Here is a 14611-nt window from a genome sequence, read left to right as displayed (position 1 = left end):
AAAGTAGTAAGTCTGGAGAAATACCATGGCATCCGTCATCAACACCAACATCGCTTCGCTCAACTCGCAACGTAACCTGACCTCGTCGCAGACCTCGCTGACCACCTCCCTGCAGCGTCTGTCGTCGGGTCTGCGCATCAACAGCGCAAAGGACGATGCAGCCGGCCTGGCGATTTCGGACCGCATGAACTCGCAAATCCGCGGGATGAACCAAGCTTCCCGTAACGCCAACGACGGCGTCTCGATGGCCCAAACCGCAGAAGGCGCTCTGGCAAACTCGGGCGACATCCTGCAGCGTATCCGCGAACTGGCCGTCCAGTCCTCGAACGCTTCGAACTCGGCCGGCGACCGCAAGGCGCTGCAGACCGAAGTCACCCAGCTGACCTCGGAACTGAACCGCATCGCTACCACCACCTCGTTCAACGGCCAGCAACTGCTGGACGGCACCAGCGGCACCTCGAACTTCCAGGTCGGCGCCAATGCCAACGAACTGATCTCGATGTCGGGCTCGAACTTCACCACCAGCTCCTACGGCACCAACCAGGTCGCCAAGGACGTGCCGGAAGTGAAGGCCACCACCAACTTCGACGCAACCAAGGCAGTCACCATCAACGGTTCGGCCGGTTCGGCCGATGCCAAGGGCGGCACCGCCAAGGCCCTGGCCGCTTCGGTGAACCAGAACTCGGGCACCACCGGCGTGACCGCAACGGCCAAGACCGAAACCATGCTGGCCCTGGGCGGCGGCGAGAGCTACACCCTGGAACTGAAGGGCGACAACTCGACCGCGGTCAAGATCTCGTTCTCGACCGGCGCCGGCACCTCGGCAACCGACCTGGCGGCAGGCATCTCGGCCTTCAACGCACGTTCGGCGGAAACCGGCGTGACCGCCGAGTACGACGCCAAGAACAAGGGCATCAAGCTGACCCACGCTTCGGGTGAAGACATCAACCTGAAGAACGTCGCGACCGCCGCCAACACCACCCTGAACGTGCACTCGTACAAGACCGATACCACCACCGCACAGAACGTGCTGGTCGGCGCCGGTTTCGATGCCAAGGCCGCCGGCGCCACCGCCATCGGCAACGGCCACGTGACCCTGGATTCGGAGAACAGCTTCTCGGTGAGCGACGCGGGTTCGGGCCTGGCCCTGACCGGCAGCTCGAGCCTGAAGTCGGTCGCTTCGCTGGACATCAGCTCCTTCGCCGGCGCCCAGCTCGCGATCAAGATTGCCGACTCGGCACTGGCGACCGTGAACACCAAGCGCGCTGAAATGGGCGCACTGCAATCGCGCTTCTCGTCGGCCATCTCGAGCCTGCAGTCGAGCACCGAGAACCTGTCGGCATCGAAGAGCCGTATCGTCGACACCGACTTCGCAGCTGAAACCGCGAACATGACCCGCGGCCAGATCCTGCAGCAAGCCGGTACCGCGATGCTGGCCCAGGCCAACTCGCTGCCGAACGGCGTGCTGTCCCTGCTGCGTGGCTAATCCGCTGACAAGCTAGCGTTGTAAGCTCCCCGGCTGATTTCGATCAGCCGGGGTTTTTCACTTTGGGGTCCATATGAACATCCAGCCTTTAGGTGCGCCCGCCACGCCGAAGCTTGACGAACGGCCGGCACCCGACAGCATCGCCACCCGCGCTCCCGCTGCGCGCCAGCCCGAGGAAACCCGTGCCGGCAAGGAAGCACAGCAGCCTTCGCGCAAGGAACTCGACGAAGCGGTCAAGAAGATCAACCAGTCCCTGCCCGCATCCTCGCAGAGCCTGGAATTCTCGGTCGACGACGAGAGCAAGCAGACCGTCGTCAAGATCATCGACCTGAGCACGAAGGAAGTGGTGCGCCAGATTCCTTCGGTCGAAGCGCTCGAGATCGCCAAGTCGCTCGACAAGGCGATGGGCCGCCTGATCAGCCAGAAAGCCTGATGCCTGGCTTGCCGACGCCGCCCTCCCCTGCGGAGGGCGCGTTGTGTTTCTTGTACGATTTTCCCCAAGCCACAAATAAGCAGGTAATTCCTGCTCTCAAGTCCCCTTTGCTCCTGTCGATAATGACTTACATTATCTACTTTCGCAGGAGAAACAAGTGGCCATTTCCTCAGCCGGCATCGGTTCCGGTCTCAATGTAGACGACCTCGTCAGTAGACTGATGGCGGCCGAGTCTGCGCCGCTGACCAAATACGATGCGCGCACCGCCGCCTTCCAGTCCAAGCTCGACGCTCTGAGCAAGCTGAGCAGCGCCGTGGGCAGCTTCCAGGGCTCGCTGTCCTCGCTGACCTCGAGCGCGACCTTCAAGGCCCTCAGCGCCAGCGTCTCGAACAGCGAGGTGCTCAAGGGCAGCGCCACCGCTGAAGCGGCAGCCGGCACCTACAAGGTCTCGGTCAACCAGCTGGCCCAGGCCCAGACGCTCAACAGCGCCGGCTACGCCAGCATGACGTCCTCGATCGGCAGCGGCGCCAAGACCACCCTCACTTTCCAGTTTGGCACCACCTCGGGCGGGCGCTATGGCGTCGATGCCAGCGCCCTGTCCGGCGCTGTGGCGACCACGGGCATCGCCAACGGTTCGCTCACCATCAACGGCACCGCGATCACCACCAGCAACTCCACCCGCAGCGCCCAGGCGCTGGCGGCCGCCATCAATGCGGAAACCGAAGACACCGGCGTCACCGCCGTCGCCCAGCAGACCGCGACGGGCGCGACCCTGTTCGGCGGCGCGGGCAACGGCAGCTTCGGTGGTGTGACCACCACTGCCGGCGCCAGCTACTCGCTGTCCGTGGGCGGTGTCCAGATCGCCGCCCAGGCCGCCGGCATCGCCGCCGGCGCCGCCGGCAGCGTGAGCGCGGCGTCGATCGACGACGCCCTTACCGGCAACAATGCGACCACGCAGGCGCTGGCCGCGGCCGGCATCACGTTCACCGGTTCCGCCGCCAACGGCGACCTGCAGTTCTTCTCGGCCCAAGGCGCCAACATCACGGTCAGTGAAAGCGTCGAAGGCAGCGTCACCGGTGGCCTGAACAACAGCGGCACGACCAACAACGGCATGACGACCACCGTCACCGCCGGCATCAGCCTGAGCTCGAACAACGGGAGCGCGATCTCGGTCGCCGGCAGCAACCCGTCCCTGGCCGGCCTCGCCGCCGGCAGCAACGGCAGCTACCTGGGCGCCAGCTTCGCCCAGGACGGCGACAAGGCCAGCGGCGTGGTCACCCTGGAAGCCGGCGACCAGTCGCTGCAGGGCATCCGCGACGCCATCAACAAGGCCAATATCGGCGTGCAGGCCAGCATCGTCTCGGACGGCAGCGCCTCGCCCTACCGCCTGGTGCTGACCTCGACCAAGACCGGCGAGAAGTCGTCGATGAAGATCACGCTGAGCGGCGAAAACGGCGCGGCGGCCGACCCGGCGCTGCAGTCCCTGCTCGGCTATGACCCGGCCGGCGCCCAGGGCATGAGGCAGACCAGCGCGGCCCAGAGCGCCAAGCTGGACGTGAACGGCGTGGCCGTCACCAGCGATACCAACAACATCAGCGGTGCGATCCAGGGCGTGACCCTGGACGTGAGCCAGACCGGCAAAAGCAACGTCACGATCGCCAAGGACACCAACGCGGTCAAGACCAGCGTCGATGCTTTCGTCAAGGCCTACAACACGCTCAACAGCACCATGAAGAGCCTGACCAGCTACGACCCCGAAACCAAGAAGGGCGGCCCGCTGGTGGGCGATTCGACCGTGCGCTCGGTCCAGACCCAGCTGCGCGGCCTGCTCGGCAACGCGGTCGGCGAAGGCAAGCTGAACACCCTGAGCCAGGTCGGCATCACCTTCCAGAAGGACGGCAGCCTGGCGGTCGATTCCAGCAAGCTGAACAAGGCGATGACCGAGAACTTCGGCGAGATCGCCGGCCTGTTCGCGGCGGTCGGCAAGGCCTCGGACGCCAACATCAAGTTCAACACCTCGACCTCCAAGACCCAGCCGGGCACCTACGCGGTGAGCATCACCGAGATGGCGAGCAAGGGCAACGTCACCAGCACCGCCGCGCTGGCCGCCACCACGACCATCGCGCCCAACACCAGCTGGATGGTGACGCTGAACCAGACCGACCCCGAGACCGCCAGCCGCACCGCGACCGTCAAGCTCAATGCCGGCACCTACACGCCGGAGGAACTGTCCTCGATGATCCGCGCGGCGATCAACGGCAACTCGAACTTCGTCGAGAACGGCGACACGGTCGAGACCAAGATCGAGGACGGCAAGCTGTCGCTGTCCTCGACCCGCTGGGGCAGCGCCTCGAACCTCAAGATCGAGCCCATGACCGGCAGCTCGGTCGACGACGTGTTCGGCGCCGGCGCCGTGTTCAACAAGGGCAAGGACGTGGCCGGCACCATCGGCGGCGCGCCCGCCACCGGCAATGGCCAGACCCTGACCGCCGCCGCCGGCTCGAAGGCCGAGGGCCTGAAGATCGACGTGACCGACGGCGTCGCCGGCGAGCGCGGCACCATCAGCTTCACCCAGGGCTACGCCTACCAGCTGAACAACCTGGCCACCAGCTTCCTGGGCAAGGAAGGCCTGATCACCAACAAGGCCGACGGCCTGAACGTCTCGATCAAGGCGGTCGACAAGGAGCGCGTGCGCTTCACCGAACGCCTCGAGCAAACCGAAAAACGCTACCGGGCGCAGTTCACCGCGCTCGACTCGATGCTGGCTTCGATGCAGGCCACCTCGAATTACCTCACGCAGCAACTGGCCGCCCTGGCGGCCAATAGTTAATCCATATTTTTGGAGAAGAATATGTTTGGTTCCATGCAACGCGGCGTCAACGCTTATGCCAAGGTCGGTCTCGAAACCGGCGTGAGCGCGGCCTCCCCGCACAAGCTGATCGTCATGCTGTACGACGGCGCCCTGGTGTCGATCCTGAACGCCGCCGCCAACCTGAAGTCCGGGAACGTCGCCGCCAAGGGCGCCGCCATCTCGAAAGCCATCAACATCGTCGACAACGGCCTGCGCGCCGCCCTCGACAAGAAGGTGGGCGGCGAGATCGCCCAGAACCTCGACGCCCTGTACGAGTACATCAGCGCGCGCCTGTTCAAGGCCAACCTGGAAAACGACCCGGCGATCCTGGACGAAGCCCATGCCCTGCTGACCGACCTGCGCGACGCCTGGAACGCGATCGACCCGCAGGCCGGCCAGGCCGCCGCGCCGGCCGCCGCCCCGACCGCGCCGCTGCGCGCCCCGACCCTGATGAGTGCCTGAACCATGCCGCACATGACCAGCGACGATATCGTCGACACCTACGAAACCATGGCGGTGATCACCGCCCAGATGCTGCGCGCCGCCAACGACAACGACTGGGACCGCCTGGCCCTGCTCGAGCAGCAGTGCGCCCTGCACGTGCGCCAGCTGAAGGAAAGCGAGCCGCAACCCCTGGCCGGCGCCCAGCGCGTCAAGAAGATCGATGCGATCCGCCGCATGCTCGATGCCGACCGCCAGATCCGCGACCTGACCACCCCGTGGATGGCCAAGCTGTCGGCCATGATCGGCAATACCTCGACCGAACGCCGCGTCGCGCGCGCCTACGGCGTCTAGAGGCCCCGGCCCTCCTGTAGCACAGCATGCTGCCGCGCGAGCTCGTCTCCACCGTCGGCCCGATCACGCCGGCCAGGCCAAGCGACCAGCTCGCCGACCCGCGCCAGCAAGCCCTCCAGCGCGCCCTTGCCCCCCAGCTGGGCAAGGCGCTGCACGGCGAAGTCCTCACCAGGCTGACCGACGGCAGCTTCGTCGTCAAGGTCGCCGACATCCCCACCCGCATGCTGCTCCCGCCCGGGGCCAGGGTCGGCGCCGACGTGCCCCTGACCCTGGTCGCGGTGCAGCCGCGCCCGACCTTCCAGATCGGCACCGGCACGCCCGTGTTCAGCGAAGCCGGTCCGCCGCTGCCCGAGGGCGCCGACCCGGCCAGGGCGCCGCTCCTCATGCGCGAAGGCGCCACGGCCGCGGGCATCCAGCGCGCCACCGCCCTGCTGCAGGCCGCGGCGGCCGGCGCAGCCGGCCTGGCGGGCGGCGCGGAAGGCCAGCACACCACCCTGAGCCGCACCGGCCAGGCCATCGGCGGGGTACTGGCGGCGGCCGCGAAGGCCGAGACGCCGCAGACGGCGGCGCTGGGGCGCACGCCCGTCGTCGCCGCAGCCGGCGCGGACGCCACCAGCATCGCCCAGGGCCTGCAGCAGGCCGTCGGCAAAAGCGGCCTGTTCTACGAATCGCACGTGGCCGAATGGGCGCAGGGTGCGCGCCTGCTGTCCGACCTGAACGCCGAACCGCAGCAGCAGGCCGCGCGCGAAGGCCAGCGCCCGCTTCCCACGGAACCGGCCACGGCCCAGTTCATCAACCTGCAGCTGGCCACCCAGGAACAGGCGCAGGTGAGCTGGCAGGGCAATCTGTGGCCGGGCCAGCCGATGCAGCTCGATGTGCAGCGCGAGGCGCGGCGCGATACCGCGGACGAACAGGAGGGACAGGCGGACGGCGAAGAGGTTCAAGGGCGCGCCTGGCACAGCCGCCTGCGCCTGAGCTTCCCGGGCCTCGGCGCCATCGATGCGCGCCTGACCCTGGTCGACGGCGCCCTGCAGCTGCGCGTGTCCGCCAGCGAGGACAGCGCCACCCTGCTGCGCCGGAACCAGCCGAACCTCGCCGGCGCGCTGGACGCCGCCGGCACGCCGCTGGCCGCGTTCGAGGTGCGCAGCACCGGCGAACACGACAAGGCCGGGCCGTGAACGCGCCCCAGGACAAGCGGCGCCAGAGCGCCGTCGCCCTCGCCTATGGCAAGGGCGACCCGGCGCCAAAGGTCGTGGCCAAGGGCCAGGGCCTGGTCGCCGAACAGATCATGCGCAGGGCCAAGGAAGCCGGCGTCTTCGTGCACGAATCGAAGGAACTGGTCCAGCTCCTGATGGGTGTGGACCTCGACCGCGAGATTCCGCCCGCCCTGTACCGCGCAATTGCGGAACTGTTGGCGTGGCTATATCATATTGAGTCGGCTCAAAAACAGGGGGCGCCCCTGCCGCCTCCGCCCGATCCGACGCCCCACCTCAACCTGGAAGACGCGGCCAAGGCCGATGCAAGCAATGAATAATCAGGAACTGGAGAACTGGCACGACTACGAGGTGGAGTCGCGCCGTGAGATCGTTGCCCTGCTGCGCCAGATCGGCGAAAAGAACCAGCTGATCCGCATGCTGGTCAAGGGCGAGGCCGACGTCTGCGTCACCACCATCCTCGAGGTCGACCCCGACGGCAATACCATCGTGCTGGACGGCTCGATCGACCGCGAGCAGAACGAACGCATCGTCGCCGCCGGCCGGGTGCGCTGCGAAACCTATCTCGACAAGATCCGCATCCTGTTCACGGCCGAGGAACTGGCCCCGACCCTGTTCGAGGGCAATGCCGCGCTGCGCGCCGCCATCCCGGAAACCCTGATCCGCCTCCAGCGCCGCGAGTTCTACCGCATGGAGACCCCGGTCTCGAACCCGGTGCGCGCCATCCTCCCGCTGCCGGCCGAACTGGGCCTGGGCACCGCCGTCTTCCCGCTGCACGACATCAGCTGCGGCGGCATCGCCGTGATGGACCACAAGAACCAGCTCAGCACCGTCATCGGCGAGAACCTGCCGAACTGCCGCATCGAACTGCCCGAGATCGGGCCGGTGACGGTGACGCTGCAGATCCGCAACTCGCTCGACATGACCATGCTGAACAACAAGACCAGCCGCCGCATCGGCCTGCAGTTCATCGGCATGTCGCGCGGCGGCGACGCCGCCGTGCAGCGCTACATCACCAAGCTCGAACGCGAGCGCAACGCCCGCCTGGCCGGCCTGGCCTGATCATTCCTCATTGCCAGCCCGATTACGTATTGCTGATTAGCAAGGCTGGCGCTTAACTTCCAGTTAATTCGGCTACACTACGCGCTCTAGTTTTTCGCGTAGAAACGATGTCGACCAGCAGCCCTTCGCCTGAACATCTTGCCGCCGCATTCGTCCAATCCACCGTGGGTATGGCCCTGGTCGGATTGCAGGGCCAGTGGCTGGAAGTGAATACCGCGCTCTGCGCCATGCTCGGCTACCGGCGTGAGAAGCTGCTCAACCTTACCTTCCAGGAAATCACCCACCCGGAGGACTTGCCCGAGGACATGGCGCTGGTGAAGCGTGTGCTGGCCGACGAAATCGCGTCCTACCGGCTTGAAAAACGCTACCGGAAATCGGACGGCGCCATTGTCTGGGCACTGCTGCACGTGACGCTCAGCCGCCGCACGGATGGCGTCCCGCACTGCTTCGTCGTGCAGGTTGTCGACATCACGGAGCAAAAGCGCGCGCTCGCAGAGCGCGATGCGCTGTTTTCCCTTTCGCCCGACCTGCTCGCGGTCAGCACGCCGGATGGCTACCTGACGCAGATTAATCCAGCCTGGCACGAACTGCTCGGCTGGGAGGACGCCCGTCTCATGGAACGTCCCTTCATCGGGATGATCCATCCCGACGATGTGGCGCGTACGGAGCTTGAAATGCGGCGACTGGCCGGCGGCGGCACCGTGCGCGGATTCCGTAACCGCCACCGCCACGCCGACGGCAGCTGGCGCTGGATCGAATGGAGCACCCGCCTCGCCGCAGACGGCTGCATGTTCTGCTCGGGTCGTGACGTCACCGGGCAAATAGAAGGGGAAGGACTCCTGCGCGCGCAGGAGCGGAAGATTCGCCTGCTTGTCGAGCATGCCAATGATGCCTTTGTCGGCATGGACCGTCACGGCATCATCACCGAATGGAACCAGCACGCCGAGATCACCTTCGGCTGGCACGCGGACGAAGCCATCGGACAACCGATGGCCGACCTGCTGGCGCCGCCGCGCCTGCGCCAGGCCCACGTCGACGGCATGGCCGCATTCTTGCGCTCCGGCGCAACGGAAGCGCGCAAGCGCGTCGAAAAACCGGCGCTGCGCAAGGATGGCAGCGAAATCCTGGTGGAATTCACGGTCGGCGTGGTGCCGGTCGACGGCGAGCCCTGGTTCCACGCGTTTCTCCGCGACGTCTCGAAGCAGCGCCGCATGTCCGACCAGCTGCACTACCGCGCCACCCATGACTTCCTCACCGGGTTGCCCAACCGCTACGAGTTCATGAATCTGCTGCAGCGCAGCCTCGCCGCGCCCGGCGCCGCGCCGGCCCTGCTGTTCATCGACCTGGACGGCTTCAAGACGGTCAACGACATCTGCGGCCATGAAACCGGCGACACCGTGCTGATCGAATTCGGGCAGCGTTTGCTTGCGGTGATGCAGGACAAGGGCCAGGTGGCCCGTCTGGCTGGCGACGAATTCGTGGCGCTGCTCGAGACGGCCGAGGAAGCCGAGACCCTGTGCGCGGCCATCCTCCGCGCCGCCGCCCAGCCCTACCCGCAGCTGGACGGGCGCGCACTGCTGGGCGCCAGCATCGGGCTGGCGATCGCCGACCAGGGCGAAGGCGTCGACACGCTGCTGGCGCGCGCCGACGCGGCGATGTACGCGGCCAAGAAGGCAGGCAAGAACCGCTATGCCTTCGGGCGGCGCGGCGAGTGGACGGTGCGCCCGCACTGACACGTTCGATTTTTTTTTGCGGCGCATGTCACACCTTGCGCGGCTGGCTCGTCTTGCAGGCATGAAGGGCGCACGGTGCGCCTTTCTTCATTCTTGACAAGGACCACACCATGACGCAAGCCGCCCGCATCAACCTCTTCACCCTCGCGCCGAACAACCTGAAGGCGATGATCGCCCTGTCCACCTCCACCAAGAACAGCTCGCTGGGCCCGCGCCTGGTGGAACTGGTGCAGTTGCGGGTCTCGCAGGTAAACGGCTGCGGTGTGTGTGTCGACATGCACTGGCGCGACCTGATCAAGCAGGGTCTCGATCCGCGCCACCTGAACGCCCTGTCCGCCTGGCGCGAGGCGCCCTTCTTCAGCGCCCGCGAGCGCGCCGCCCTGGCCTGGGCCGACGCCGTCAACGCCCTGCCCGGCCGTGACGACACGGACAGCGCCTGGCCCGCCCTGCGCGAGCATTTCAGCGACACGGAGATCGCGGAACTGGCCTATACGATTGCCGCCATCCGCGGCTGGAATGCGATCAACCTCAGCCTGCGCAACCCGCTGCCGGAACATCCGGCGCCGGGGATGTAAGCGGCAGGGTCAGAGCTGGATCGCGGAGCCGGCACCGGGGCGGATCAGGCCGCGCTGGGTCGCCACCACCACCGCATGGGTACGCGCGGTGGCATCCAGCTTGCTCATCACGCCCTTGACGTGGGTCTTCACGGTGCCCACGCCGATGCCGAGCTTGCGGGCGATCGACTTGTTGCAGCAGCCTTGCGCCAGCAGCTGCAGCACGTCGGTCTCGCGGCCGGTGAGCGCCTCGCGGGTCAGGCTGTCGGCCACGCTGCGCGTCATCGATTCGCTCAGGTAGCGCTGGCCGCGCACCAGCAGGTCCACCGCGTGCGCCAGCTCGTCCGGGCCGCAGGACTGCGGCAGGTAGCCGCCCACCCCGGCGTCCATCGCCAGGCGCACTTCCCATTCCTTGTCGAACTGGGTCACGACCAGTACCCCGGGCATCTGGCTGGCGGCGCCGGCCTGGCGCGCCAGCGCGACGCCATTGTCGTAGTCGGTCACCAGCACGCGGGCGACGCGCTGCGCCTCCGGCTGGCGCAGGTGGGTCGTGACGCGCAGTCCCGGCTGGTCGGCCAGGACGGCGTGGATGCCAACCGTCATGATCGGGTCGGCATGCATGATGTGGACGGCGGTAGAAAGCGGTTGCATGGGCATACTCCTGCATCTGGCAGCGGACAACGGCGCGGCCGCACGCGGTCCCGCCTGCCGACATATTGAAACGGCAAGAACAAGAAGACAAGTAATCGTTTGTAATTGCTGGTTTATATGCATGTCGGGCGATCGCGAGGTCAATGCGGTATACTCGCTCGATGCGCCTGACTTCCTTTACCGATTACACGCTGCGGACCCTGCTCCACCTGGGCAGCAATCCGGGCCGCCTGGTGACCATCCAGGAGATCGCGGACCTGCACGGCATCTCGAAGAACCACCTCATGAAGGTGGTCCACGAGCTGGGGCGCAACGGCGTCATCGAAACCATCCGCGGCCGCAACGGCGGCTTCCGCCTGGCGCACAAGCCCGAGGACATCAACATCGGCGCCGTCGTCCGCCAGAGCGAGAGCGACTTCTACATGGCCGAATGCTTCGACCCGAACGGCAATCCCTGCGGCCTGGTCAAGGACTGCTCCCTCAAGGGCGTCTTGAGCAACGCCACCGCGGCCTACCTGGCCGAACTCGACCGCCACACCCTGGCCTCCCTGCTGCCGGAACCGGCCCCGCGCGACGGCGCGATTCCCATGACCTTCCACCGCAAGGAAGAACAGGCGGCCTAAGCCGCCACCCCCGCCAGCGCGATACTGTCATCGCAGGCGCCACAGGCGCAGGCGGAGTTGACCCGTGGCGCGCCATCCGGCGCCCGGCCAGCCGTGAGCAGGATGACGGCGCGGCAGCGCGGGCAGCGGGTGCGGGCCGCACGCCCCTCGCGCAGATCGCGCAGGGCCGCGAGCACCTGGGTCCCGACCTCGTTGTCCACGGCCGGCACAGCTACCTTCTTCCTCGGCATGAACAGGCCGACCAGGCACAGCAGCAGGCCCACCGGGATCGTGAGCAGGGACAGCAGGATGGCGGGCGTCAGCAGCTCGAGCAGCCAGTTCAGATTGAAACCGCCCAGCTCGCAACCCGACATGGCCGAGCCGCTCGACCCGCCGCTGTGGCAGCCGGGCATCAGCGAACTCAGGCCCAGCAGGAGGCCGGCGCAGACAGGCAGCAGGATGGCGACGATGAACCCGGCCCACAGCAGGACGGTGCGGGAAGAGGAAACGGCGGGCGGCGTGAATGATGCGGCAGGCATGGGCAATCGCTGCAAGGTCAAAATGCCAAGCTTAACAGTTGCATTAGGGAAAAAGCTAACGAAAACTCACCCCATGCTTGTGATCGCGCCTCTCATTCTCCCTGTGGCATGCACGTGGCATAAGATCGCATCGGCAGCGTGCCAGGACAAGACATCCGCTGTCGAGAAAATAGTTGCTGCATCCAAATAGTGCTAATGTGATCGCTTTCATCTCGAGAGGACGGACATGTTCAAGAAACTGGCGGCGGAAGCACTGGGCATCAGCGATATCGGCGTCATCGTCGGACCTGCCGATTACAACAAGGTCGATGCGGACGATTACCTGTTCAACGAGGACGGCGAGCAGATCTTCTTCCTCATCAAGAGCAAGAAGGACGAGTACTGCTTCACCAACCTGGCCCTGATCCATGTCGATGGCGACTCGGCCGTGTCCTCGAAGCGCTCGATCAAGCGCTACGACTATGCCTCCTACGCCGTGTCGAACGTCAGCATCGAAACCGCCGGCACGCTCGACCTGGACATCGAACTCAAGTTCAACCTGGACGACGTGCGCTTTTCCATCGACGTCAAGAAGACCCACATCGAACAGCTCAAGGACATCTACAAGGCCCTGATCTCGATCGGCAAGCAGCAAAAGCGCGACGCGGTCTGCCGCGACAACGCCCTGCGCACGCTGGACGCGACGGCCTCGGTGCACAAGCTGAACATCGCCCCGGGCGCGGGCACCCTGGTCAGCCAGTACGGCGAGTTGCTCGAGGCCCTGAACACGGCCATGCTGGAAACGCATACCAAGCGCGATTTCAGCGACGTGTTTGCGAAGTACATCCACAATTGACGCCAACGCCTCGGAAGGGCCGGCATCGCCTCGCGACAGGCCTTATCGCTTGAGCGGGTCGAGCAACTGGCCGGCCAGCGTGCCCGCCTGCGGCGTATCGGTGCCATATTCGGCAGGCCAGTGGCGCGGCAGGTACCAGGTTCCGAACACGCGGTCGAGGAAAGGCAGGGTCGACGCGTAGTTGCGGTTGATGTGCTCGCGCCGGCTGTGGTGCCAGTGGTGAAAAGCCGGCGTCGTGACCAGCCACTCGAGGGGACCGAAGCGCCAGCGCAGGTCGGCGTGGATGAAGAAGCCCCAGAAGGTGCCGAGCACCAGCAGCAGCGCCGGCATGGCGCTGCCGGCCGCGTTCGGTCCCGCAAGGCCCAGCAGCAGGAGGGGCGTCACGCCGACTAGGCGGGTGAACACCATGTCGACCGGATGCGAGCGGGTGTTCGCCATGAAATACATCTGCTGCGTGCTGTGGTGCACGGCGTGGAAGCGCCACAGCCAGGGAATTTCGTGGCTCAGGCGGTGGCCCCAGTAAAAGCCGGTTTCCGCGACCACGAAGGCCAGCGCAATGCGAACGAAGGCCGGCAGGTCGCCTACGGCCGAAAGGAGCGCTTTAGGCACCAGAGGCTGGACCAATGCGGCCAGGAGCGCGATCGGCGCGCTCAGCAGGACGACCGGCACCAGGCTGCTGATGAAATAGTAGACGAGGTTGTGACGCACTTCCCTGCGCGGCAGCGATTCCGCGCGCATGCCGAACCAGCGCTCCAGCGGTATGAAGATCGCGCTCAGGAGCGCCAGCCAGACCCACAAGCGCAAGGCGCCGACGAGGAATTCCTGGACCGTGGCGCCCACCTCGCCTCCCTCTTACCGTACTGCCGGCTTGCGGCGGCGCGCCATGAAGCCCAGCAGGCCGAAGCCGCCCAGCATCATCATGCTGATGCTCGAAGGCTCGGGCACATCGGCGCGCAGGTCGACATTATCCAGCAACATGAAAGGCGGCGCGCCTGGCGAATTGCTCAGGGCCAGAAAGGACAGCACCTGCTCGGCGCTCTCTGCAGTGAACTTCATGGTCGAGGTCTGCCAGCCGCTGAATCCGCCATTCTCGATCGACAGCTTTTTCGAATCCTGCTTCACGTCGCCGAAGCCCACCTGCCAGAAGTTGTTCAGGTTGGCGCCGTCGAATCCGACCTGCTGCCCCATCGCGTAATCGAAGCTCAGCACATACGACGCACCCGGCGTCAGGCCGCCGATGGCCTGGGACAGCACGCCCGGGTAATACAGGGCATCGGAGGCGAACACGCTGCCGCGGTCGAGTGCGGATTCATACTTCTTGATCCAGATGGCCGAGTCCCAGGTCGTGATCAGGCTGGTGTCGAGCACGAAGTTGTAGCCGCCGTCATTGCCGTTGCTGCTGGTCCAGCCAGCCAGGGTGGTGCGATGGATGTCGTCGACCGGCCTGCTCGACAGCTGCTTGTTGCCGCCATTGGTGGTCAGCTCAAAGTTGCCGTTGGCGATAAGGGGCACGGCGCCGGCGGTGTTGGCGGTGATGACAGCAAGTGCGGACAGGCACAGCAGGATGGAACGGATACGCATGCGAAAGCTCCTCTGATGAATGGTATCGGACTGGCTAACGATCGAAAATCTACAGCGCATCGTCAAATTCGCCACATTTATTCGTATCCTATCAGCAAATTTTCCTATTTGAACCATTATTTGCGCAATTTTGGCAATTTTTATCGTTACGCCGTCGCTTGTTGTTCGTTGTACACATAAAAAAGGCGCTGTCACCGTTGCCTGTTGGGCCAGGTTGAACTGTCGAGCTAATTCGCTGTCTGATTGCCATCTCGGTCGATAGCGGAGGCGGCAAT

The 14611-nt window shown here is 65.6% G+C and carries 16 protein-coding genes; 12 read left to right on the top strand and 4 right to left on the bottom strand.

The features are described from left to right. The first annotated feature begins 25 nt into the window (after positions 1-25). The 10 genes from ACQ7JA_RS13590 (at position 26) to ACQ7JA_RS13545 (ending at position 10149) form a co-directional block, all read left to right on the top strand. Positions 26-1486, top strand: coding sequence for a flagellin (locus tag ACQ7JA_RS13590; protein ID WP_430898520.1), 1461 nt, complete (start codon positions 26-28; stop codon positions 1484-1486). A 73-nt stretch (positions 1487-1559) separates the two neighbouring features. After that, on the top strand, positions 1560-1919 hold the full coding sequence (locus ACQ7JA_RS13585; protein WP_430898518.1) for a flagellar protein FlaG: 360 nt from the start codon (positions 1560-1562) through the stop codon (positions 1917-1919). Between the two features lie 157 nt (positions 1920-2076). Next, positions 2077-4749 (top strand): flagellar filament capping protein FliD, encoded by a 2673-nt coding sequence (gene fliD, locus ACQ7JA_RS13580; RefSeq protein WP_430898516.1) that lies wholly within the window; start codon positions 2077-2079, stop codon positions 4747-4749. Between the two features lie 21 nt (positions 4750-4770). Beyond that, positions 4771-5232, top strand: coding sequence for a flagellar export chaperone FliS (gene fliS, locus ACQ7JA_RS13575; protein ID WP_430898514.1), 462 nt, complete (start codon positions 4771-4773; stop codon positions 5230-5232). Positions 5233-5244: 12 nt separating this feature from the next. Then, complete coding sequence (locus tag ACQ7JA_RS13570; RefSeq protein ID WP_430898512.1) at positions 5245-5565, top strand: flagellar protein FliT; 321 nt, start codon at positions 5245-5247, stop codon at positions 5563-5565. A 26-nt stretch (positions 5566-5591) separates the two neighbouring features. Next, complete coding sequence (locus ACQ7JA_RS13565; protein WP_430898510.1) at positions 5592-6743, top strand: flagellar hook-length control protein FliK; 1152 nt, start codon at positions 5592-5594, stop codon at positions 6741-6743. Continuing rightward, positions 6740-7099, top strand: a complete 360-nt coding sequence (locus ACQ7JA_RS13560; protein WP_430898508.1) for an EscU/YscU/HrcU family type III secretion system export apparatus switch protein — start codon at positions 6740-6742, stop codon at positions 7097-7099. Before ACQ7JA_RS13565 ends, ACQ7JA_RS13560 begins: the two co-directional genes overlap by 4 nt. Then, positions 7092-7841, top strand: coding sequence for a flagellar brake protein (locus ACQ7JA_RS13555; RefSeq protein WP_430898506.1), 750 nt, complete (start codon positions 7092-7094; stop codon positions 7839-7841). The genes ACQ7JA_RS13560 and ACQ7JA_RS13555 overlap by 8 nt, the downstream gene beginning before the upstream one ends. Before the next feature lie 107 nt (positions 7842-7948). Further along, the gene (locus tag ACQ7JA_RS13550; protein WP_430898504.1) at positions 7949-9574 is read left to right on the top strand and encodes a PAS domain S-box protein; all 1626 of its coding nucleotides are present in this window, start codon (positions 7949-7951) and stop codon (positions 9572-9574) included. Positions 9575-9684: 110 nt separating this feature from the next. Next, positions 9685-10149 (top strand): carboxymuconolactone decarboxylase family protein, encoded by a 465-nt coding sequence (locus ACQ7JA_RS13545; protein ID WP_430898502.1) that lies wholly within the window; start codon positions 9685-9687, stop codon positions 10147-10149. A gap of 9 nt (positions 10150-10158) precedes the next feature. On the opposite strand, the gene ACQ7JA_RS13540 is transcribed toward ACQ7JA_RS13545, so the two are convergent. Next, positions 10159-10779 carry a response regulator transcription factor gene (locus tag ACQ7JA_RS13540; RefSeq protein WP_430898500.1) on the bottom strand — a complete coding sequence of 207 codons (621 nt, stop codon included), beginning with the start codon at positions 10777-10779 and terminating at the stop codon, positions 10159-10161. A 161-nt stretch (positions 10780-10940) separates the two neighbouring features. Here ACQ7JA_RS13540 and ACQ7JA_RS13535 point away from each other — a divergent pair, with 161 nt between their 5' ends. Further along, complete coding sequence (locus tag ACQ7JA_RS13535; protein ID WP_430898981.1) at positions 10941-11402, top strand: RrF2 family transcriptional regulator; 462 nt, start codon at positions 10941-10943, stop codon at positions 11400-11402. On the opposite strand, the gene ACQ7JA_RS13530 is transcribed toward ACQ7JA_RS13535, so the two are convergent. Continuing rightward, positions 11399-11920, bottom strand: a complete 522-nt coding sequence (locus tag ACQ7JA_RS13530; protein WP_430898498.1) for a hypothetical protein — start codon at positions 11918-11920, stop codon at positions 11399-11401. The two genes, ACQ7JA_RS13535 and ACQ7JA_RS13530, sit on opposite strands and share 4 nt — an antisense overlap. Positions 11921-12146: 226 nt before the next feature. Here ACQ7JA_RS13530 and ACQ7JA_RS13525 point away from each other — a divergent pair, with 226 nt between their 5' ends. After that, positions 12147-12755 (top strand): PH domain-containing protein, encoded by a 609-nt coding sequence (locus ACQ7JA_RS13525; RefSeq protein WP_430898496.1) that lies wholly within the window; start codon positions 12147-12149, stop codon positions 12753-12755. Positions 12756-12797: 42 nt separating this feature from the next. On the opposite strand, the gene ACQ7JA_RS13520 is transcribed toward ACQ7JA_RS13525, so the two are convergent. Together ACQ7JA_RS13520 and ACQ7JA_RS13515 are read right to left on the bottom strand one after the other, a co-directional pair. Then, positions 12798-13595, bottom strand: a complete 798-nt coding sequence (locus ACQ7JA_RS13520) for a sterol desaturase family protein (protein ID WP_430898494.1) — start codon at positions 13593-13595, stop codon at positions 12798-12800. Between the two features lie 12 nt (positions 13596-13607). After that, positions 13608-14336: a PEP-CTERM sorting domain-containing protein gene (locus ACQ7JA_RS13515; protein ID WP_430898492.1), complete on the bottom strand. Its 729-nt coding sequence runs from the start codon at positions 14334-14336 to the stop codon at positions 13608-13610. Positions 14337-14611: the final 275 nt, after the last annotated feature.

It is taken from the genome of Massilia sp. BKSP1R2A-1 (assembly GCF_050586525.1).
Classification (GTDB): domain Bacteria; phylum Pseudomonadota; class Gammaproteobacteria; order Burkholderiales; family Burkholderiaceae_D; genus Telluria.
This window is presented reverse-complemented; position numbering and strand designations above follow the sequence as displayed.